Genomic DNA, 20,367 nt, shown 5'->3' on the forward strand with positions numbered 1-20,367 from the left:
TGTAAATCAAGGTTATGAGATATTGAGATGCGCTATATCTAGCAGTCATCTTGCAGTGCTGTTTTATTGTGCAAGCAATGCCATAATGTATGTTCAAATAGTCACTGATCGATGGTCAAGGACTTCACATGATTCAATATAAAAATAAAATAATATAGGTGCGTGTATGGAACAGGATGGTTTGGTACCGCGGTTAAAGTTGCTGGCACAACAGTGTTTGCGTATTTCTGCTGATCTGAATCAGCTTTATCTGGATCAGATGGCATTGATCGGTCATCTCACTGCACAAAATCTTTTAAAAATCCAGCAGGATCAGCATCGGATTGCATTGCTGGATGGGCTGTTCTATATCCAGTTTCATCGACCAGAGGCACTTGATTCAGGGACTGCAACAGCTTTGGCCGAAAGTCATTTTTATTTACAGCAGTTCAAGGCAGAAGCACTAGAAGAATTCTTTTTTCAGGATATCTATTTTCTGACTGGAGATTTGAAACCGCAGCATTCGCTATATTTACGTGATAAAGCCAGGCAGTTGCGCAAGCTTATTTTGACTCAGGTCTATGAGGCGGTAAATGGCCCAGAGCGGGTCGGCAGTTTTTTGCAACAGATGTCGGTGCTTCAGGCCGAGATTATCGATCAGCAGCTGATCAAAGCCGGGCTATGTACCACACCCATCATGCAAAATTTTGTTCAAGATGGGCAAGATATTCCGCAGCAGATACTTGAAGGTCTGCAACAGGTATTTTCATTAGCGTTTCTACAACAGGATGAGTTCCTATCGATTCAGTCGTTAATGGACAGTCTGGATGAATTCTGTTTTAGCGCCGAACAATTTCTGCATCCGGCGAAATTTCGGATTATGTCGTTGTCGTTTGAAGAGCGCTTTAATCTGCATGAGCTGAATGATCATGCTGATGATATTCGGCTGCTGTATCGACATGCCGAGGAGCAGCGCAATCTGCTCGGTTTTGTGCGTTTGATGAACCGTGAGGTCTGGCATCGCGATGACTTATTATCGAAACGGCATTTTCTGGAAAATCATCCTTATTTATGGCAAAAAAAGGTGGCCCGGCTGCCCTTATTTGACTGTAATCGTGCAGTAAACTGGCTGTTCAAGCAATCGGCCGAGGTGCTGGACTGGATCAGTAGCAATATCCAGCACAGCAGTGTAAGGGTGGCGGTGACTGCCTTAAGTTATATCGATAGTCATCATGTTCACCCGCAGATTATTCTGGCGACCTTGCAATACTTTCAGTATGTTTCGGCCCGGCTTTTTATTCATAGCATGCATGAGTATGCCATCCAGTATGGCTGGTTCCAGCATGAACATAATCAGGCAGTGGTGCTGAAAGGCACGCGTCAATCAATGGATGATCAACGCATTGCCATCAGTCCTTCAATTTTATATCTGGATGAATGGATTGGCCTGCTGCGGGATGTGGTGAAAATGGATGATCAGATCACCAAAAAGGTGTATCTGAGACTAAGCCGGGTAATGCAGGCTTATATGCAGTATCTGTATAAGATTACGCTAGATTTTCCGGAAGAGGTTTTGGCCTATATCCAGCCTCAAAGCCAGCAGAACCGCGATTTCTACAATGTTTTGCAGCGCTACCGGATTCCCTTTGTCGAGTTTAGACAGCGGTTTTATTTGCGTGCTGCTCATGTGCGTGAGTCGGTATTTGACAGTTATGTCCGTGATTATCTGGTGGAGTATTTTTCCAGCTCGAAGGAGATTCCAAAAAACCTCAGCTGGACGGGGTTATTTCATCAGGCAGTGACCTGGCATGACCAGATTCAAAAGCAGGAAATTATCGGCAAGCTGAAAAAGGAGTTTGCGCTTGCAAGGTGGTCACCTCGTACCCAGGCTTCATTTTTACTGTATTTCAACTGGCGCTTTGAGGAACTTAAAAATTTGGATCGTATTCTGGAAGAATCCAAGGTTTTCAGGAATTGTCTGGCGGCAAGTTATGCCCAGCAGATTATTGAAGGGCAATATGTGGCCTTTCGTATGTCTCATCCAGCAGTGCGTTTACCGTTGATTTTGGGCTGTCGGATGGTCAACGCACAGGTAGTATTCGATCAGCTGGAATATCCCAATAATCAAAAGGCCGAAGCTGAATATCATAATATTGCGATGCATTTTATTAACTGGCTCAACTTGCAGGCTTAAGCGCAAGATTAGGTGGTTTTCCACCATGACGCTTAACTTTTCTGCCAAAAATCGTTAGGCTATAGCCGTTCTTTTACGGTATTGCTCTTATGAAACAGGAAACTGCCCTTAAGTTACTCAAAGCAGGAGAAAATGTCTTTTTAACCGGTTCTGCGGGTGCCGGCAAAACTTATACGCTGAATCAATATATCACTTATCTCAAGGCGCGTAAGGTCGCGGTTGCGATTACTGCATCGACCGGTATTGCAGCTACGCATATGAATGGCATGACCATTCACACCTGGGCAGGCATTGGCATTAAAGACTTTTTGTCTGAAGAAGACTTAAAGCGCATGAAAGAGCGCAAATACTTAAAAGAACATCTGGAAAATGCCCAAGTCCTGATTATTGATGAAATTTCCATGTTGCATGTCAAGCAGCTGAATCTGGTCAATCAGGTGCTGAAATATTTTAAAGACAGCGATGAGGCCTTTGGCGGAATTCAGGTCATTGTTGCCGGAGACTTTTTCCAGCTACCGCCAGTGGGTAAAAATGACGAACGTAACCGCGATAAATTCTGCTTTATGTCGGATGCCTGGGTAGAAGCCAAGTTTCGGGTCTGTTATCTGACCGAGCAGCATCGTCAGGGCAATGATTATCTGAATGATATTCTAAATGCGATCCGTGCGCAGGCAATTAGCCATGAGCATCGCACAGCCTTGCAGGCCACCCGGCAGCAGGACATTGGCGATACCTATACGCGTCTGTATACCCATAATATGGATGTGGACAATATTAACTTTAAGCATCTGAATGAAATCGACAATGATCCGCGCCAGTTTGATGCGCAGTGCGATGGCAATGAAAAGCTGATCGAAACCTTGAAATCTTCGGTACGTGCGCCTGAATCACTAAGCCTGAAAAAGCATGCCAAAGTGATGTTTGTGAAAAATAACTTTGATATGGGGTATATCAATGGCAGTTTAGGCGAAGTCATCAGTTTTGAAGAAGATGATGAATATGGCGTGCTGCCCAAAGTGAAACTGACGGATGGCACCACACTGATTGTTGAGCCGGAAACCTGGTCGGTGGACAATGAAGCCGGGAAAACCATTGCCAGTTTCCAGCAGATTCCATTACGTCTGGCCTGGGCGATTACCATTCATAAATCTCAGGGCATGACCCTGGAAGCCGCAGAAATTGACCTGAGTCATACTTTTGAAAAAGGTCAGGGTTATGTCGCTTTATCACGCTTGAAAAGCTTAAATGGCTTACGTCTAAAAGGTTTTAATGAGCAGGCTTTGGAACTCGATAGTCTGGCAATTAAAGCCGATCGCCGTTTTCAGGAACTGTCTGCCGAAGCTGAAAATAATTTTGAAGCGGTTGATTTGACTGCGCAACATAAAGCCTTTATCCGGCATTGTGGTGGTACGCTGAATGAAGCTGAAATCCAGCGCAATGAGAAGAAAATTTCCAAAAATGCGGGCAAGCAGAGCTATGCCACTGCCACCCTGGATGAAACACGTGAACTGTTTGAAGAAGGTTATGAGATTGCCGATATCGCCACTGAACGTGGTCTGACCCCGGCAACCATCATTAATCATCTGGGGCGCTTGCAAAAAGAGCAGGGACTGGATATTTCACTGGCACATCCGGGTGATGAGGTGGTGGAGCAGGTACGCAAGATTTATAAACGGCTAACCAAGCGTCAACACTCGGAACATTTTAATGATGATGGATCCATTAAACTGCGACCAATTGTTGAGCTCACCACACCTAAAATGGCTTATGATCAGGTCCGTCTGGCCCTGTTATTTGTAGAATAATCGGCGTTTTGTCCACTTTAATATGCGTTGGCATCTGAATATATTTAGGTGCTGGGCAATTAGAATATTGCCTGATGAATTAAGCTGAGAAACTTGTGACATCCATGTCGCAGGTAGTGTAATTTGATGCCGATATATTCTTGTGGATCGCTTGTTTTAGTTTGCTGGATGTTATCCAGTAAGCATGCTTGAAGCATGACTATCGCGTTCCAATCAGCAAGGATAGAATCCCGGCCGCAATTAAAGGGCCTACCGGCACACCACGTAATACCGCCACACCTGCAATTGTTCCGAGTAATAAGCCGGCCACTACATCCGGCTGATTTGACATTAGCTTTACCCCACGGCCCCCGAGCCAGGCCACAAAAACACCAATTACAATTGCCAGCAAAGATTTCCAGCTCAGGAAAGATTTCAGAATACTTTCACCTGCAATTTTGCCGCTGGCAATCGGCGTCAGTACACCGATGGTCAGAATAATAATGCCGATATTTAAACCATGAGTTTGTACATAGGGCAGCAGGCTACTGAGTGGGGTAATTTTCAAAACGATCAATACTGCCACAGCAATGGTGACAGCACTATTATGACTAAAGATACCGCAAGCCAGTAACACCAAAAGAACAATCAGATTCAGATCAAGTTGCGACATGAGGGGAGAAGATACGTGAAAAATGCAGCTATTGTAGAGCTTTTCGGTCAGTGATACGAAGAAAATAGCTGAAGCAGCCAAATTGATGCTTATTTCAGGCTAAAATGCACAGCTCCTCACGCGATACAGGTTTAAGCAGATGCTATTGGAAAAAATGTTGCAGTCACAAGGTTTCGGTTCACGCAAGCATTGTCAGCAACTGATTAAAAATGGTGCTGTTTCAATCCAGGATGAAGTGATTGACAACCCCAAACACAAACTGGATTTGGCTGATTTAAACTTTGAGGTCTATGCCAAGCGCTATGCATATCGGGAAAAGGTCTATATTGCCTTGAACAAGCCACAAGGGTATGAATGTTCGCATCAGGCGACACATCACTTTAGTGTCTTTGATCTGTTTGATGACATTTTGCTGAATCGTGGCATTCAGTGTGTAGGTCGTCTGGATCAGGACACCACCGGACTGTTATTGCTAACTGATGATGGCCAGTTTCTGCAAGCTTCAACTCATCCCAAAAAACATGTGGCCAAGGTCTATCAGATGCACACTGCCGATCCGGTGACTGATCTGCAAATGCAGCAACTGGAACAGGGGGTAGAGCTGCGCAATGAAAAAGGTATTTTTGCTGCTACTGACGTCATACGTCTAGCAGAGCATCATCTGCAAATGACCATTCATCAGGGCGTGTATCACCAGGTAAAACGTATGCTGGCCGCTGTGGGCAATAAAGTTGAACAGCTACATCGTGCACAAATTGGTGCTTTGGCTCTGCCGGAACTGGCGCAAGGTGAATGGATATATTTAAATGCCGAGCAGGTCGCTTTGGCAAAATTTCGTTCAGAAGAATGATGGCATTATGCTTTTCAGCTTGATTTGAATCACCGGACTTTATCTCAGGAAACAGTGATAGGTCTGAAATTCGTCATCCTTGATAAATCCCATCGATTCGTACAATTCATGCGATTGATAATTGTTTTTTTGGGTTTCCAGCGTGATTCTTAAGGCCTGTTCATGTTTGGCAAATAAAATTGCGGTATCAATCAGTTGTCTGGCTGCACCCTGACGCCGGAAAATCGGGGAAATATACACATCATCCAGAATGTAATAGGTAGAACAGGCTACCGAAGAAAAACCCAGATACAGGATAATAAAGCCGGTAAAGGTGTCATCTTTGGTGTTGATGAAGATTACCGTCTGGCCATCTTCGAAACGTTGTTTTAAAAACTGGTAGGAGAGTTCAGGGTTAGAGGACGTACCATAAAACTGTCGATATTCATCGAATAATACCGCAAGCTGATTCAGGTCTGCTGACTGGGCGCGTCGTACAAGCATTGCTTACTCCATGCTAATTTATTCTTCATTATCAGCATAAAGCATAGCGAAATTTGTCAGTGGCAGGCTTTAGAAATTGTTCGGAAATGCGACAATGTTAAATTTTGTCGCTTTCGCCCAGAATGGCATTCAGTTCTTCAAATAAATCCAGATGATCATCATCGAGCTGGATTTCCTGATCATCCAGTCCATTCAGCGCCGGACTTGCACCAACTGCGTGCTCGTTTTTAGCTTCATTCTGTTTAAGTTTGCGCAGGCGGATCAGCTGTTCCAGATTGATATTCTGGTTTTCAATCGAGAAGGGAATCGATTTGGTCAGTACCACCTGTTTGAAAAAAAGACGTACGGCCTGAGCCGGCGTAATCCCCAATTGCTTAAATACTGCAAAGGCTTGCTTCTTTTCTTGCGAGTCCAAGCGAACCTGATAAACCTCAGTTTTTCTCATAATATTTTCAAAGCTTTAAATTACTTAACTTTTCGCATTTATTCTAATCAATTACTTTTGAAATTCAATCCTAAAGCGACCGATTTTAGAAAATAATCTGTAATGACAAGCGATTTACAGTGTCAATTCAAGTCTGGAGCTAAAATCCATCGTCTGTTGCGTGATGGGATCGATGAATTGAATGTGTTTGGCCAGCAAACTCAAAGGTGTGGAAAAGTCATCATCGGGTTTGTGCGCGACCTGCGGATAAAACGGATCATGCCGAATCGGAATGCCCAGATGATTCAGATGTACCCGTAATTGGTGCTGTTTGCCGCTATGCGGTTTCAGCTCGTATTTGGCCCATTCGGTATTATGTTCCAGCAGGTCAATCGCCGTTTCGCTATTTGGCTCGCCTTCGACCACTTGCATGGTATAGAAGGGCTGGCCTTTTTGCATTCTTAGTCGTGTGATGAGTGGCAAGCTCAGATCAGCCTTGTATGCTGCAATGGCGTGATAGGTTTTCTGAACCTGACGTGTGGCGAACATCTGCTGATACAGGCCACGTGATTCTACACATTTTGAAATCAGCACCACGCCGGCTGTTTCACGGTCCAGCCGGTGGATTGGCGTTAAATGTTCATTGCCGGTTTGCTTTTTAAGCCGAACCAGCAAGGTTTCCTGCACATATTGTCCGGTCGGGCTCATGGTCAGAAAGTGCGGTTTATCGATCACCATGAAATGCTCATTTTCAAATAAAATCTGATGTTGAAAAGGAACATGCACTTCATGTGCCAGGAAGCGATAATAGAAACAATGACTGTTGGCCTGAAATGGGCTTTCTATAGTTAATGGATTGCCCTGTGCATCATAAACCAGTCCATCGGCAAAACGCGTTTGCCATTCTTCGGCCGAGATATGCTGGAACTGGGCAGATAAGTAAGCAAAAACTGTCGAGGGAGCATCTGGACTGGCCTGCAGGAACACTTTACTGGCACTGACCCCGTTCAGCATGGGCGGATTAAACTCAACAGTCGGATGCATGGCAGTCAGATCAACCTCTCAGGAACAGATATGGTGAAAAAATACAGTTTCTCACACAGGTGAATAGGCTTTTAAAGCGTGGCGATGCTATCATATTTATTCTTTTGCATCATGTCGTGAGTAATATGCCTTATTCATTTAATGTCACTTTAAATCATGAAGACGATACCCAGAAACTGGCCCAGGTTCTGGCCGAAAATTTTCCTGCGGGAGTCGTGTATCTGATCGGTGATTTGGGGGCAGGAAAAACGACCTTAACGCGCTATTACTTGCAACAGCTGGGTCATACAGGTTCGGTGAAAAGCCCGACTTATACCCTGGTTGAACCGTATCAGATCAATGGTCAGGAGATTTTTCATTTCGACCTGTATCGTCTAAATGATCCTTATGAGCTGGAATTGATGGGTATCCGGGATTATCTGGAAACACCGAATGCGCTATTTTTATTTGAATGGCCATCCAAGGGTGGCGATGAAATTCCGCAAGCTGACCTGATTATTGAAATTTTAAAATCTGAAGATGAACTGACCCGTACCGCAAGCCTGATTTCCTCTAATCTTGCTTTGCAACAGGCTTTGGAGCGTCAATTTTCACATGTCGAATGATTTAAGCCTACGCCGTATCCGTGCCCTTGATCCTGCACTGGCCAACCAGATTGCCGCAGGTGAGGTGATTGAACGTCCGGCATCCGTGGTCAAGGAATTACTGGAAAACTCGATTGATGCGGGCGCGACCGAACTGATCATTCGGGTGGAACAGGGCGGCAGTACCTTAATTGAAATCATGGATAATGGGCGTGGCATTCATGCTGAAGATCTGGCCTTGGCGGTGATGCGTCACGCGACCAGCAAGATTCAATCGGCAGACGAGCTGTATGCAATTAACAGTCTGGGCTTTCGTGGCGAAGCTTTGGCCTCGATTGCAGCAGTCTCGCGCCTGACCATGATCAGCAGTCAAAATGAGGATGGCATCGGTTATCAGGTCGAAGTGAATGGTACGGCTTTTGATCATCAGGAAATTCAGCCAGTCGCAGCTTCAAAAGGGACGCACATCCGGGTTCAGGATTTATTTTTTAATGTACCGGCACGGCGTAAATTCTTAAAGAAAGCCGGGACTGAATTTGGTCATATTGAAGAAATTGTGCGCCGTATGGCACTGACACATTTTGATATCCGTTTTGTGCTGGAGCATAACGAAAGCATCAAACTGAATTTGCCTGTTGCGGATAGCGGTGCTTTGCGTTTCCAGCGGGTGCAGCAGTTATTGGGTCGCCAGTTTACTGAAAATGCCTACTGGATCGATGCAGACAGCATTAACATGCGTTTGTCTGGCTGGCTGGGGCATCCTTCAGATGCACGTGCACAGGCTGATTTGCAATATGTCTATGTAAATGGCCGGATCGTCAAAGACAAAACCATTTCCCATGCCTTGCGCATGGCTTATGACGGTATTTTGCATGGGCATCAGCATGCAGCTTATTTGCTGTTTCTGGAGGTTGATCCTGAAAATGTGGACGTCAATGTCCATCCGACCAAACACGAGATCCGCTTTCTGAATCAACGTGAAGTACACGAGTTTGTGCGTCATTATGCCAAAGAGACCCTGGCACAATTTCAGACTGCGACTGCGGATTTAGCAACTGCGATGAAAGCTGACGATGAAGCTGCTGCACTTGTAGCGCAGCCGCGTTATCAGGAACAGTTTAGCCTGCATCAGGCTGCGCACTTGCAGCAGCCATTGTCCTCTGGCCTGCCTGTAGCCGCTGAGGGTGACAATGCGGCATCGGATGTGCTGAACGACTTTGAATCTTCGCGTCCGCAAACAGTACATTATGCACGAGATTACAATCCTGCTTATGCGGGTTCACAGCAGCTCAACAATGCCCTGCAAAGCTATCTGGCGCCGTTGCGTGATCATACGGCTACCTATGAGCCACAAGCTGCCGAACAGGCCTTGCAAAATCATATACAGGCCAAGGTCGATGAACATCCACTCGGTATCGCGATTGCCCAGTTACATGGAATTTATATTCTGGCGCAAAATACCGAAGGTCTGATCATTGTCGATATGCATGCTGCCCATGAACGTATTGTATTGCAGCAAATGAAAATGGCCTGGGACAAGCCTGAATTCTGGACTTCACAACAATTACTGATCCCTAAAGTGGTGACGATTACCCGAATGCAGGCGATGCGGGTCGAAGAGCTTAAGGAGCAGTTAATGCGACTGGGTCTTGAGCTTGACCAGTATGGTGATGAACAGGTCATTGTGCGCGGCGTGCCTGCCATTTTGCATAAGGCCGATTTTGATGCACTCATTCCTGAATTATTGAATGATTTAGATCCTAATGATCAGGTGCAGGGGCTATTACAGAAGCGTGACCAGATTCTGGCCGGTATGGCCTGTCATGGTGCAGTACGTGCGCACCGGATTTTAAGCCTGTCCGAGATGAATGCTTTACTGCGTCAGATGGAACAGACTGAATTTGCCAGTCAATGTAATCATGGCCGTCCGACTTGGCGTGCCTTTCCATTGGCTCAACTAGATAAACTTTTTGCTCGAGGAGAGTAGTTTTACATGTCCAATCAATTGCCGGTCATCAATTTAATGGGGCCAACTGCAAGTGGTAAAACCGCTTTGGCATGTGAACTGTATGAGCAAGGAAATTTTGAGCTGATTTCGGTCGATTCTGCGCTGGTTTATCGGGAAATGGACATTGGTACAGCCAAACCGTCTAAAGAGGAACTGGCACGCTATCCGCACCATCTGATTGATATTATCAGTCCACTCGAAGTGTATTCTGCTGCAAACTTTGTCGAAGATGCGAGCCGCTTAATTAATGATATTCACATGCGTGGCAAAACACCCATTCTGGTGGGCGGAACCATGCTGTACTTTAAGGCCTTACTAGAAGGTTTGTCGGACAATTTACCAAGCGCAGACTATGCCGTCCGTGCTGAAATCGAGGCCAAAGCTGAGCAAGAAGGCTGGGATGCGGTGTATGCCGAATTAAGAGCAGTCGATCCAGTTGCAGGTGAGAAATTTAAGATCAGTGACAAGCAGCGTATTATCCGTGCTCTGGAAGTTTTTAAACTGACCGGCGAGCCGATTACAAAACTACAAGCAGAACAACCTAAAAACTTACCTTATCGTTACAGTTTCTATAATTATGCCCTCATGCCAGATCGGTTAGAATTACACGGGCGTATTGAACAACGTCTACAAATTATGTGGAAGAACGGTTTTTTAAATGAAGTTGTAAATTTGATTGAAAAATACGATTTTAATGAAAATTTGCCTTCCATGCGTTCAGTCGGTTATCGTCAAGCTATAGAATTCTTAAAAAATGCGGACAAAAGTAGGGAAAAGCAACAAGAAATGGAGGATAAGGCTTTATTTGCGACACGACAACTTGCAAAACGTCAATATACGTGGCTGAGGTCTTTGCAAGAAAAGCATAAATTTACAACATATTTTACGCTACAGCAGGCTCAACAAGACTTGCGAAACTGTCACGGATAAAGCAAAATTTAGGGACTATCTTTTTTATAATTTTTAATTGAAAAATAGAGATAGTTTTTGCGCTGATTTTTAATTTTTTTTGGAGTTATAACATGTCTAAAGGTCAAACTTTACAAGATCCATTCTTGAATTCTCTCCGCAAGGAACGTATCCCAGTATCTATTTTCCTGGTAAACGGTATTAAATTACAAGGTCATATCGAATCTTTCGACCAATATGTTGTTTTATTAAAAAATACAGTAAGCCAAATGGTTTATAAGCATGCAATTTCAACTGTAGTGCCTGCACGTAATCCTCGTCCTGCTGGCGCACCTGCTGGTCCACAAGGTGCTGGCTTTGGTGGTCAAGGCGCTGCTGGCGGCTTCGGCGGCGGTCAAGGCGCTGGCTTTGGCGGTCAAGGTGGCTTCGGCGGTCAAGGCGCTGCTGGCGGCTTCGGTGGCGGTCAAGGCGCAGGCTTCGGCGGTCAAGGTGGCTTCGGCGGTCAAGGCGGCTTTGGTGGTCAAGGCGCTGGCTTTGGTGGTCAAGGTGGCTTCGGTGGTCAAGGCGGCTTCGGCGGTCAAGGCGCTGGCTTCGACAACGACACTAAATTTGAAGACTCTTCAGATGATGAAAACAATCGTTAATCGAGTTTAAAAATTAAAAAACCTCTCAATGAGAGGTTTTTTTATATCTGCTGGTTTTGAAAGGGCGAAAATTAAAAAGCCAGCGCTATAGCGCTGGCTTGTTTGAGTTGTGTTCGGTTTAACGGCTACGTTTAGGATCCAGTTGTGGATCTTTGATTTCTACATAGGCATTGCTACGTGTTTCACGTAACCAGCTGTCCAGCTCGGCATCAAACTGACGTTCACCAAGTAGCTGACGTGCCATCCGCTCTTGATATTCCTGGGTCATATCCTGCTGACGTGTTTCTCTCACTTGCAGAATGTGCCAGCCAAACTGGGACTGGAATGGCTCACTGAACTGACCCACTGGGGTGCTTTTCATACGTTGTTCAAACTCAGGAACCATCACGCCGGGACTTACCCAGCCCAAGCTGCCACCATCACGTGCTGAACCGGTATCATTTGAAAATGTCGAAGCCAAGACAGTAAAATCTTCACCCTGTTTAAGACGATTATACAAACTGTCGATCATCTGCTTGGCATTTTCCGGACTCACTACCTCAGAAGGCTGAATCAGGATATGACGGGTCAGGTATTGAGGCACCAAGGCTTTTTGTTCTCCACCTTTGCGCTCTAATAGCTTCAGGACATGCACTCCATCTGCAACCGGAATCAGTTCAGAAGTCTGACCGGCTTGCAGGGTGGTAACACGTGCAGCCAGTTCCGCAGGAATTTCTGACAGACTTCTTACGCCCATGTCAGCAGCTTCAACCTGAATGCCACCTGTACTGTATTTTTTGCTGATCGCCTGAATATCATTGCTGTTATTCAGCTCTTGTTTTACCTGGCTGGTAATCTGTTCGGCATTTTCACCACTTACACGTAAATGTAGTACATGGACCTGACTGCCGAGTAGAGCCTGACCTTGTGGCGTATTCAGAAAATTCTTGACATCCTGATCTGTGATTTGAATCCGTGAAGTTACCACTTGTTGGCGTAAGCGGTTCAACGCTAGATCTTCCGCGATCCGGTTACGTAAAGAAGCATAGGTATTGGGTGCCATGGCATCCAGTTTTTGCTGGAAAGCTTCCAGACTTGGCGAGCCGGAATCACGGGCAACTTTCAAAACGGCTTCATTCAGGGATTTTTCATCTGGACGGATATTGTAGCGTTTGACCTGTTCAAGCTGTGCCTGACGAATAATCAGTTGCTCCAGGGCTTGTTGCTCAAGAAACTGTTGTGGCGGAACGGTCTTATTTTGCTTTTGCAGCTGGTGAGAAATTTCGGCCACACCTTGGGCCAGATCACTACGCAGAATGACACTATTGTCGACCACAGCTACAACTTCATCTTTAGGTTGGGCAACAGCAAACGTCGTCATCGCTGAAGAAAGGCATAGCGCAAGTGCAGTCGCTTTAAAAATTTGTTTTAACTGTTTTGTCTTCATTAACGTTCTGTCCAAGTTTGATTGATATTGTTAAAACCTAGAATACGATTTTCTAGTAAAGAGGTGAGTTTGCTGCTTAACCCACCTAAGCCTTTCAGGCTGACCTCGGCCATAATGGCACGTTTGGCTTTGACGTTTGAATCATTAACGTCGTCTAAGTCATTGTAATATGAGCGACCATACACAGAAACTCCCCAACAGCATGACTCATAGTTGACCCCAAGTAAATATTCTCGTGCGACACTATTGTCGAGGTCAAACTGCGCATGCCCAACCAGACGCCAGTTGTTGGCAATCGGCTGGATAAAGGAACCGACCACATGATCATAACGGTCTTGGCGGTTCGGAATATCTTTACGATAGAAATAGCCTAAGTTGTATAGATTGCCCTGATCACCGCTATAATAGACCTGTACATCGCGCTGGGCATTCTGGCCATTCGACATCCAGCTCGAATTCAGATTGACATGGACATTATTTGAAAGCTGGCTGGTTAGCTGAATCACAGGGCCTGTATGACTTTCACGGTCAAATTGATCTACATCAGGTTCTAGTGTTACACGACGATCTTCAAAGAAGAAACTTTGCCCGACACTTGCACGCAGGCGTTCCAGACCTTCTTCATTAAACAGGCTATAGCTTAGACCCAAAGAGGCAAAGTTATTGTCTTCCAGACGGTCATTGCCATAAAAGCGGCGTGCACTGAACAGTTGATCATAATTAATCGAAGCCACGACTGAGTCGAAATTTGGCTGATTCTGCTGGTTTTCATACGGTGAATAAGCATAGAACAGACGCGGTGTTAAGGTCTGTAAATACCTGCCTTCTTTTTCGAAAGTCAGGCCGGTATCCAGAGTGAATTGTGGCACCACAATCGACTGGCTTTCACTCGATGCACCGCGATCTTGGGTTTTTTCATCGTAAAACGTGTTGATATTGCGTACAGACGCCTGCGGTATAAAGAATGACCATGGCGTAAAGTGGTTATAACGCACTGAAAAATCATTATAAATTCGGGTGCCGCTTGGTTGGTAAACCTGCTCGTCATTTGGATCAATATCTGTAAAGTTTTTCAGGTCTTTCTGGAAATAAGCTGTATCGTTATTAAACTCAAACTGTAATCCGAGCGGATTGCCGGTTTTATAATTGACTAAAAGTTGTGGCAAGCGTGCATAAGGACGGTCTTCATCCAGTACAGTTGGATCGAGGGTCTGAAAATCTTCAACTTTGAATTGAGCCTTTAAGCCGGGAATGCCATTTCTATAATTAACTTCCCAGGCACGGCGCAGGTTCAGGTCAGTTTTTGAGTTCGGGTTATTGTCCAGATCGGCAAAGTAGTCTTTGTCCGAAGCGTAGTTATATTCAAGGTTGGTTGAAAACTGATCATTGATCTGCCAGTTATGCAAATAATGTAAGCTTTTACGGTCTTCATTAGCATAACTTTCATCTGAAGGCAGGTAGCCCCCCCAGATGCGGCCTTCACCATAATTTTCTGTCAGGTAGCGAAACTCGCCATCTAGCATCGCACCACGATCCCCAAGATAACGCGGGGTGATGGTTGCATCATACTGTGGTGCCAGATTCAGATAAACGGGAACACCCAGTTCCAGACCGCCATCGTTGGTAAAGCCAAAAGTCGGGGTCAGAATACCGGTAGTGCGGCGGTCATCAATCGGGAAGTTGAAATAGGGAACTGCCAGTACAGGTACATCTTTGACATACAGCTTGGTATTGCGGGTTTCACCGCGGCCAGTTTCCTGATTCAGCTTGATCTTTTCTGCCTGTATTTTCCAGGTCGGTTTTTGCTCTGGTGGACAGGTGGAATAGGTGGCATTTTCCAGTTCTATGGTGTCAGTTGATGTTTTGGCAATCTTTTCCGCACGACCGTGTGCATGTTGCTGCTCTGCAATATAGAAGCTGTTGTTTAAATCACCCTGTTGGGTTTTTAAATTATAGTTAATATCATCGCTTTGCGAAATCAGGCCGCCTTGGGCCAGTTGCACCTGACCTTCTGCTTTGGCATAGGTCTGGGTCTGGTCAATGGTTACCCGTTCGGCACGGATTTGACGACCTTCCTGATCAATGACCACATTTCCTTCCAGATAGGAATCGCCTGCCGGATTGTAATGTCCATAATCAGCGGTAATGGTCGAAGTGGCCTGGTCTGGCGCAACCGTTGGGGCATCTGGGGCAATCGGGGTGACCCAGGCACCGGCACAATAAGCCGAACTTAAATATTGTCCCTGACGTTGCTGTGCTTCAGCCGAGGACTTATCGACATAGTATTGTGAAAAGAATGCTTCACCTGGATAGGTCTCATTAATGCGCTGTTTGAGTTGTTCTGCATTTACATCGGATGAGACATTTGATGCAGCATAGCTTGAGGCTGAGCTGCCACATAAAAGGGTTAAGATCGCAGTCGCTAGAGGGTTGATTTTAAAGTGATGCTTCATTTGTCTCATTAACCAATCATGCTTTTATCGCAATTAATTATTGTCGCATCATAGAGAAAAAGTTGATAAGTAGCTACACTTAGCACTTTAAAAACTCAGCCTGTATTAGAATTAATTGCAAATGAATACACAACGCGAACAATTGATACAATCTTGGATTGCCTCTGTACTCGGTTCAGATCAATTTGAAACTCATTTTTTAGCAGGTGATGCCAGCTTCCGTCGTTATGCACGAATCAAACTGAATAATAAAACATTTATGCTGATGGATGCACCACCAGAAAAAGAAGATTGTGTGCCTTTTGTGACGATTGATGAATTTTTTGATGCACATGGCGTACGTGTGCCGCATATCGTGGCCAAAGATCTGGAAAATGGCTTTCTGTTGCTCGAAGATTTCGGCGATGTTCTGCTGTCTAATCTGCTGAATGAAGAAACAGTAGATACTTATTATGAACAAAGCTTTAAACAATTGATTCAACTGCAATCGATTGCTGGAGAAGGCCATTTCCCTGAGTATTCTTATGAAAAACTGATTTCGGAAATGCAGTTACTGACCGACTGGATGCTACCTGCTTTAAAGATTCAACCTACTGACTCAGAAAATGCCCTGATCAAGCGCACCTTTGCAATTTTGGCCAATGCTGCGCTTGCACAGCCACAAGTGATTGTGCATCGTGATTTTCATAGCCGGAATTTGATGAAAATCGAGCATGAAACCGAACTTGGTGTGATCGATTTTCAGGATGCGGTGATTGGTGCCGATACTTATGACCTGATTTCGATTACCCGTGATGCTTATGTGCAGTGGAATGCAGATCGTGTGTATCGCTGGTTCAAGGCTTTTTACGATTTACTGCCGGCATCGGCGAAACAAGATCGCGATTTCGCCCAGTTTAAAAAAGATGCCGACATGATGGCGATTCAACGCCATATCAAGATTCTGGGTATTTTTGTGCGTCTGTTTGAACGTGATGGCAAGTCAGGCTATCTCAAAGACTTACCGCGGGTGATGTGGTACTTGTTAGAAGAATCTCAACCCTACACAGAATTACAGCCGTTTATACAATTTATGCGTGACAGAGTCATGCCGGCTTTTGAAGCAAAATATGGTGCATATGAGGTAGCTGCCTAAATGAAAGCGATGATTTTGGCCGCAGGTCTCGGTAATCGTATGCGACCTCTAACCTTGCATACACCAAAGCCTTTGCTTGAAGTTGGTGGCAAGCCGCTGATTGTCTGGCATATCGAGAAACTGGCGGCAATTGGCGTGACTGAAATTGTCATCAATACCGCATGGCTGGCTGAGAAGCTGGCGCAGGCCCTGGGTGGTGGTTCACAGTTTGGTGTGAAAATTCTCTGGTCGCATGAAGGTGAGGGGCTGGAAACAGCAGGTGGTATTATAAATGCCTTGCCGTTACTCGGTGATCAGGCTTTTATTTTGATCAATGGTGATGTCTGGACCACGATGAATTTTGCACCGTTACTGGATGTTGACCTGAACGATAATCTGGCACATCTGGTTCTGGTTGAAAATCCGGAGCAACACCCAGAAGGTGACTTCACCCTTGCGGAAGGAAAAGCTTACACTTTTGATCAGCAGGTTTCAGGTGAAAACCTGACTTTTAGTGGTATCTCTGTAATTAGTCCAAAAATGTTTGCAGGTCTAGAGGCTGGAAAACGTCCTCTGGCACCCTTGCTGAAAGCAGCGATGCAAGATCATCAGGTGACCGCCTCTAAACTAGCAGGTAGCTGGGTGGATGTCGGTACACCTGAGCGGTTAACGGCACTGGATTCGGCAATCCGTGAAGCTAAGTTTGCTTAACTGAATATTCACTAAGCACTGCCTACTATGACAAGATATAGAAAACGGTATACTTCCACCTAACTTTTTCGAGCGTAGATTGTTTATGCACATGTTTTTTCAAGAACTAAAGCAGGGTAGCCAGGCTTTGGGTTTAGAGCTATCTGAAGAAGCTTTGAATTTATTACTCAAGTATCAGGATGCTTTGGTGCTGTGGAACAAAGCATATAATTTGACTGCGATCCGTGATCCGAAAGAAATGCTGGTCAAGCATCTGCTGGATAGTCTCAGTATTCTGAAAGACTTGCCAGCAGGCCGTTTGCTCGATATTGGCACAGGTGGTGGTATGCCGGGCATGATCATTGCATTATGTCAGCCTGAACGGGCATGTGTATTGCTGGATTCAAACGGTAAAAAAATCCGTTTCCTGAAGCAGTTTATTGCCGATCTGAAACTTAAAAATGTCATTGCCGTGCAAACTCGTGTAGAAAATGAAGACAGTATTCATGAGCTGGGTCAATTCGATGTAATTACCAGTCGCGCCTTTGCATCATTAACGGACTTTGTTGATGCATCTAAACCGTATATGCATGAACAGACCATTATTGCATCGATGAAAGGTTTAATTCCTGAAGATGAAGTCACTGCTTTAAAAAATGAATTTAGTTGTAAGATTATTGAACTTAAAGTTCCGCGCCTAGACGAACAGCGTCATTTACTTCTATTAAAACGTATTTAAGATTTTTACAGGGATTGGGGGCAACATGGCACAAATTATTGCGATTGCAAACCAAAAAGGTGGTGTTGGTAAAACCACAACCGCAGTAAATTTGGCGGCATCTTTAGCTGTGTTAAAAAAACGTGTTTTGCTGGTCGATATGGATTCTCAAGGCAATGCGACCATGGGATCTGGCATTCAAAAGAATGACCTGCTGTATTCGGTGACCGATGTACTGCTGGGTGAAGTGCCTATTGAGACGGCGATCGCCAAGGCAGAAGTCGGTTATAAGGTGCTGGGTGCCAACCGTGATCTGGCCGGGGTTGAACTGGCAATTGCCGATCAGGAAGGACGTGAGTTCATCCTGCGTGATGCATTGCAGGAAGTTGAAAAGTCATTTGACTATATTATTGTCGATTGTGCGCCAAGTTTAAGCCTGATTACAGTGAATGCGCTGGCTGCTGTGGATGGTGTACTGATTCCGATGCAGTGTGAATACTATGCACTTGAAGGCCTGGCTGATTTAACCCAGACCATTGACCGGATTCAGCAAGCCTTAAATCCGGATCTGCAAATTGTCGGAGTATTACGCACCATGTACGATGCGCGTAATGCCTTGACCCGTGATGTGTCTGAAGAATTAGAACAATATTTTGGTAAAAAGCTGTATGACACCGTGATTCCACGCAATATTCGTCTGGCAGAAGCGCCAGCGCATGGTCTGCCGGTGATTTATTTCGAGAAAAGTTCAAAGGGTGCAGTTGCTTACCTAAATCTGGCAGCTGAATTATTAAAGAAAAGTAAAGTGAAAAAAGGAAGTAAAGCATGACCGTCAAGAAACGTGGACTCGCTAAAGGTCGTGGCTTGGATGCCTTATTAGGATCAATTCAAAAAGAAAAATTACAGATGGAAGCGCAGGGACTGGACCATGGTCAGCTGAAACAGATTGATGTGAACCTGCTCAAGCGCGGTGAATACCAGCCGCGCCGTTATATTAACGAGCAGGATTTACAGGAACTGGCGGCATCGATTGAAAAACACGGCATCATGCAGCCGATTGTAATTCGTCCGGTCGATGACGAACGTTATCCTTATGAAATTATTGCTGGTGAACGCCGTTGGCGCGCTGCGCAGTTGGCAGGTCTGACTGAAATTCCTGCGATTGTGCGCGAACTTCAGGATCAGGTCGCAATTGCCCTGGCCCTGATTGAAAACATTCAGCGTCAGGATCTGAATCCGATTGATCAGGCCATGGCCTTGCAGCGTTTCCATGAAGAATTTGGCTTAAGCCATCAGGAAATTGCCGACACGGTTGGCAAGGCACGTACCACAGTCAGTAATCTGCTGCGCCTGCTCAGTCTGGCAGAAGAAGTGAAAGATTTCATGCAGCAAGGCCTGCTGGATATGGGACATGCGCGTGCGATTTTAACGCTCAAAGCCAAAGATCAGCTGAAAGTGGCCGATATCGTGATTGAAAAGAGTCTGTCGGTACGTCAGACCGAACAGCTGGTACGTGATTTTAATGCACCTAAACAAGAAAAAGTAAAACAGGCAGTTGCACCAGATATTCAACAACTGACTCAGCGTCTCTCCGAGCGTTTTAGTGCTGATGTTAAAATTGACTATAATAAGCAAGGTAAGGGCAAGCTGGTCATCAGTTATCATTCTTTAGAAGAACTGGATGGTATTTTGTCTATTTTAGAAGATGAATAATTTATAATTTTTTTTATTGGGGATACATCAGGATGTGGGAATTGGTCAAAGCAGGCGGCTGGCTCATGCTGCCGCTGGTCTTGTGTTCTATTTTTATGCTGGCGATTTCAATTGAGCGACTGATTCGCTTGAAAAAGAAAGGCGTTCTTCCATCTGCACTGTTGATGGGGGCTTCGAAAAATGCTTCACAGGTCATGCAAAAAATCCAACAAAGTGCAGGCTTGAAACAGAGTAGTTTAGGCCGGATATTTTCTGCAGGCTATGCCAGCAAGCAGCAAGGCGAGCAATATGCCCGAGCGCAAATGGAAGTGGCGGCCTCTCAGGAAATTGGCTATCTGGAAAAAAATATTAACTTTCTGGGAACTCTAAGTGCGGTTGCGCCGTTGCTGGGCTTGTTGGGTACGGTGCTTGGCATTATTGAATCGTTCCTGATGATTGATGTGGGTACAGGAAGTGATCCGGTGCTGATGATGCCAGGTATTTCCAAGGCTTTGATTACCACAGCAGCAGGGATGCTGATCGCGATTCCGTCACTCTTTGCACATCGTTATTTTCAGCGTCTGGTTCAGGAATACGTGGCAGAGCTTGAGCAGCAGGCGACTTTGTTCCATGCAGATCTTTTCTGTTCTAATGTTGCCGATCTAGATCAAGATATGCAAAAAGCCAGTTAGGAGGCG

Annotated in this window: 19 protein-coding genes; 13 read left to right on the forward strand and 6 right to left on the reverse strand. The window is 45.2% G+C overall.

What is annotated here, in order from left to right; genetic code table 11:
- The first annotated feature begins 166 nt into the window (after positions 1-166).
- The gene (locus AC3IT7_RS05335) at positions 167-2,173 is read left to right on the forward strand and encodes a hypothetical protein (RefSeq protein WP_489249647.1); all 2,007 of its coding nucleotides are present in this window, start codon (positions 167-169) and stop codon (positions 2,171-2,173) included.
- A gap of 89 nt (positions 2,174-2,262) precedes the next feature.
- Entirely contained in the window at positions 2,263-3,978 is a 1,716-nt protein-coding gene (locus tag AC3IT7_RS05340; RefSeq protein ID WP_489249648.1) for an AAA family ATPase, read from the forward strand.
- A 199-nt stretch (positions 3,979-4,177) separates the two neighbouring features.
- Here the strand turns inward: AC3IT7_RS05340 and AC3IT7_RS05345 are convergent, their stop codons facing one another.
- Positions 4,178-4,630 carry a DUF441 domain-containing protein gene (locus AC3IT7_RS05345; protein ID WP_489249649.1) on the reverse strand — a complete coding sequence of 151 codons (453 nt, stop codon included), beginning with the start codon at positions 4,628-4,630 and terminating at the stop codon, positions 4,178-4,180.
- A 139-nt stretch (positions 4,631-4,769) separates the two neighbouring features.
- Here AC3IT7_RS05345 and AC3IT7_RS05350 point away from each other — a divergent pair, with 139 nt between their 5' ends.
- Positions 4,770-5,480: a pseudouridine synthase gene (locus AC3IT7_RS05350; protein WP_489249650.1), complete on the forward strand. Its 711-nt coding sequence runs from the start codon at positions 4,770-4,772 to the stop codon at positions 5,478-5,480.
- 39 nt (positions 5,481-5,519) lie between these two features.
- Here AC3IT7_RS05350 and AC3IT7_RS05355 read toward each other — a convergent pair whose 3' ends face one another.
- The 3 genes from AC3IT7_RS05355 to AC3IT7_RS05365 form a co-directional block, all read right to left on the reverse strand.
- Complete coding sequence (locus AC3IT7_RS05355) at positions 5,520-5,963, reverse strand: GNAT family N-acetyltransferase (RefSeq protein WP_475654528.1); 444 nt, start codon at positions 5,961-5,963, stop codon at positions 5,520-5,522.
- Between the two features lie 97 nt (positions 5,964-6,060).
- Positions 6,061-6,408: a type II toxin-antitoxin system RelB/DinJ family antitoxin gene (locus AC3IT7_RS05360; protein WP_475654527.1), complete on the reverse strand. Its 348-nt coding sequence runs from the start codon at positions 6,406-6,408 to the stop codon at positions 6,061-6,063.
- A 114-nt stretch (positions 6,409-6,522) separates the two neighbouring features.
- The gene (locus AC3IT7_RS05365; RefSeq protein ID WP_489249651.1) at positions 6,523-7,431 is read right to left on the reverse strand and encodes a pseudouridine synthase; all 909 of its coding nucleotides are present in this window, start codon (positions 7,429-7,431) and stop codon (positions 6,523-6,525) included.
- 125 nt (positions 7,432-7,556) lie between these two features.
- On the opposite strand from AC3IT7_RS05365, the gene tsaE reads away from it, so the two are divergent.
- The 4 genes from tsaE to hfq all read left to right on the forward strand — a co-directional run bounded on the left by tsaE (position 7,557) and on the right by hfq (position 11,576).
- A complete protein-coding gene (gene tsaE / locus AC3IT7_RS05370) occupies positions 7,557-8,036 on the forward strand; it encodes a tRNA (adenosine(37)-N6)-threonylcarbamoyltransferase complex ATPase subunit type 1 TsaE (protein WP_489249976.1) in 480 nt (159 codons plus the stop codon).
- Positions 8,026-10,002 (forward strand): DNA mismatch repair endonuclease MutL, encoded by a 1,977-nt coding sequence (gene mutL / locus AC3IT7_RS05375; protein ID WP_489249652.1) that lies wholly within the window; start codon positions 8,026-8,028, stop codon positions 10,000-10,002. The genes tsaE and mutL overlap by 11 nt, the downstream gene beginning before the upstream one ends.
- Before the next feature lie 6 nt (positions 10,003-10,008).
- Complete coding sequence (gene miaA, locus AC3IT7_RS05380; protein ID WP_489249653.1) at positions 10,009-10,953, forward strand: tRNA (adenosine(37)-N6)-dimethylallyltransferase MiaA; 945 nt, start codon at positions 10,009-10,011, stop codon at positions 10,951-10,953.
- A gap of 92 nt (positions 10,954-11,045) precedes the next feature.
- Entirely contained in the window at positions 11,046-11,576 is a 531-nt protein-coding gene (hfq, locus tag AC3IT7_RS05385) for an RNA chaperone Hfq (RefSeq protein WP_489249654.1), read from the forward strand.
- Positions 11,577-11,694: 118 nt separating this feature from the next.
- Here hfq and AC3IT7_RS05390 read toward each other — a convergent pair whose 3' ends face one another.
- Both AC3IT7_RS05390 and AC3IT7_RS05395 read right to left on the reverse strand, forming a co-directional pair.
- A complete protein-coding gene (locus tag AC3IT7_RS05390; protein WP_489249655.1) occupies positions 11,695-13,002 on the reverse strand; it encodes a peptidylprolyl isomerase in 1,308 nt (435 codons plus the stop codon).
- Positions 13,002-15,455 (reverse strand): LPS-assembly protein LptD, encoded by a 2,454-nt coding sequence (locus AC3IT7_RS05395; protein WP_489249656.1) that lies wholly within the window; start codon positions 15,453-15,455, stop codon positions 13,002-13,004. The genes AC3IT7_RS05390 and AC3IT7_RS05395 overlap by 1 nt, the downstream gene beginning before the upstream one ends.
- A 121-nt stretch (positions 15,456-15,576) precedes the next feature.
- Between AC3IT7_RS05395 and AC3IT7_RS05400 the strand changes: the two genes are divergently transcribed.
- The 6 genes from AC3IT7_RS05400 (at position 15,577) to AC3IT7_RS05425 (ending at position 20,361) form a co-directional block, all read left to right on the forward strand.
- Positions 15,577-16,590 carry an aminoglycoside phosphotransferase family protein gene (locus tag AC3IT7_RS05400; RefSeq protein WP_489249657.1) on the forward strand — a complete coding sequence of 338 codons (1,014 nt, stop codon included), beginning with the start codon at positions 15,577-15,579 and terminating at the stop codon, positions 16,588-16,590.
- Positions 16,591-17,280, forward strand: coding sequence for an N-acetylmuramate alpha-1-phosphate uridylyltransferase MurU (gene murU / locus AC3IT7_RS05405; protein WP_489249658.1), 690 nt, complete (start codon positions 16,591-16,593; stop codon positions 17,278-17,280).
- An 85-nt stretch (positions 17,281-17,365) separates the two neighbouring features.
- Positions 17,366-17,998: a 16S rRNA (guanine(527)-N(7))-methyltransferase RsmG gene (rsmG, locus tag AC3IT7_RS05410; protein ID WP_489249659.1), complete on the forward strand. Its 633-nt coding sequence runs from the start codon at positions 17,366-17,368 to the stop codon at positions 17,996-17,998.
- 25 nt (positions 17,999-18,023) lie between these two features.
- Positions 18,024-18,806 (forward strand): ParA family protein, encoded by a 783-nt coding sequence (locus tag AC3IT7_RS05415; RefSeq protein WP_489249660.1) that lies wholly within the window; start codon positions 18,024-18,026, stop codon positions 18,804-18,806.
- A complete protein-coding gene (locus AC3IT7_RS05420) occupies positions 18,803-19,690 on the forward strand; it encodes a ParB/RepB/Spo0J family partition protein (protein ID WP_489249661.1) in 888 nt (295 codons plus the stop codon). The genes AC3IT7_RS05415 and AC3IT7_RS05420 overlap by 4 nt, the downstream gene beginning before the upstream one ends.
- A gap of 32 nt (positions 19,691-19,722) precedes the next feature.
- Positions 19,723-20,361, forward strand: a complete 639-nt coding sequence (locus AC3IT7_RS05425) for a MotA/TolQ/ExbB proton channel family protein (RefSeq protein WP_489249662.1) — start codon at positions 19,723-19,725, stop codon at positions 20,359-20,361.
- Positions 20,362-20,367: the final 6 nt, after the last annotated feature.

The organism is Acinetobacter sp. KH_038 (assembly GCF_057839405.1).

Bases quoted from the DNA above. Each gene is read 5' to 3' on its own strand.
- AC3IT7_RS05340 (WP_489249648.1), top strand. From the start codon at position 2,263: ATGAAACAGGAAACTGCCCTTAAGTTACTCAAAGCAGGAGAAAATGTC.
- AC3IT7_RS05390 (WP_489249655.1), bottom strand. From the start codon at position 13,002: ATGAAGACAAAACAGTTAAAACAAATTTTTAAAGCGACTGCACTTGCG.
- AC3IT7_RS05345 (WP_489249649.1), bottom strand. From the start codon at position 4,630: ATGTCGCAACTTGATCTGAATCTGATTGTTCTTTTGGTGTTACTGGCT.
- AC3IT7_RS05360 (WP_475654527.1), bottom strand. From the start codon at position 6,408: ATGAGAAAAACTGAGGTTTATCAGGTTCGCTTGGACTCGCAAGAAAAG.
- AC3IT7_RS05395 (WP_489249656.1), bottom strand. From the start codon at position 15,455: ATGAAGCATCACTTTAAAATCAACCCTCTAGCGACTGCGATCTTAACC.
- AC3IT7_RS05350 (WP_489249650.1), top strand. From the start codon at position 4,770: ATGCTATTGGAAAAAATGTTGCAGTCACAAGGTTTCGGTTCACGCAAG.
- AC3IT7_RS05335 (WP_489249647.1), top strand. From the start codon at position 167: ATGGAACAGGATGGTTTGGTACCGCGGTTAAAGTTGCTGGCACAACAG.
- murU (WP_489249658.1), top strand. From the start codon at position 16,591: ATGAAAGCGATGATTTTGGCCGCAGGTCTCGGTAATCGTATGCGACCT.
- AC3IT7_RS05400 (WP_489249657.1), top strand. From the start codon at position 15,577: ATGAATACACAACGCGAACAATTGATACAATCTTGGATTGCCTCTGTA.
- AC3IT7_RS05425 (WP_489249662.1), top strand. From the start codon at position 19,723: ATGTGGGAATTGGTCAAAGCAGGCGGCTGGCTCATGCTGCCGCTGGTC.
- miaA (WP_489249653.1), top strand. From the start codon at position 10,009: ATGTCCAATCAATTGCCGGTCATCAATTTAATGGGGCCAACTGCAAGT.
- mutL (WP_489249652.1), top strand. From the start codon at position 8,026: ATGTCGAATGATTTAAGCCTACGCCGTATCCGTGCCCTTGATCCTGCA.
- AC3IT7_RS05365 (WP_489249651.1), bottom strand. From the start codon at position 7,431: ATGCATCCGACTGTTGAGTTTAATCCGCCCATGCTGAACGGGGTCAGT.
- AC3IT7_RS05355 (WP_475654528.1), bottom strand. From the start codon at position 5,963: ATGCTTGTACGACGCGCCCAGTCAGCAGACCTGAATCAGCTTGCGGTA.
- AC3IT7_RS05415 (WP_489249660.1), top strand. From the start codon at position 18,024: ATGGCACAAATTATTGCGATTGCAAACCAAAAAGGTGGTGTTGGTAAA.
- AC3IT7_RS05420 (WP_489249661.1), top strand. From the start codon at position 18,803: ATGACCGTCAAGAAACGTGGACTCGCTAAAGGTCGTGGCTTGGATGCC.
- hfq (WP_489249654.1), top strand. From the start codon at position 11,046: ATGTCTAAAGGTCAAACTTTACAAGATCCATTCTTGAATTCTCTCCGC.
- tsaE (WP_489249976.1), top strand. From the start codon at position 7,557: ATGCCTTATTCATTTAATGTCACTTTAAATCATGAAGACGATACCCAG.
- rsmG (WP_489249659.1), top strand. From the start codon at position 17,366: ATGCACATGTTTTTTCAAGAACTAAAGCAGGGTAGCCAGGCTTTGGGT.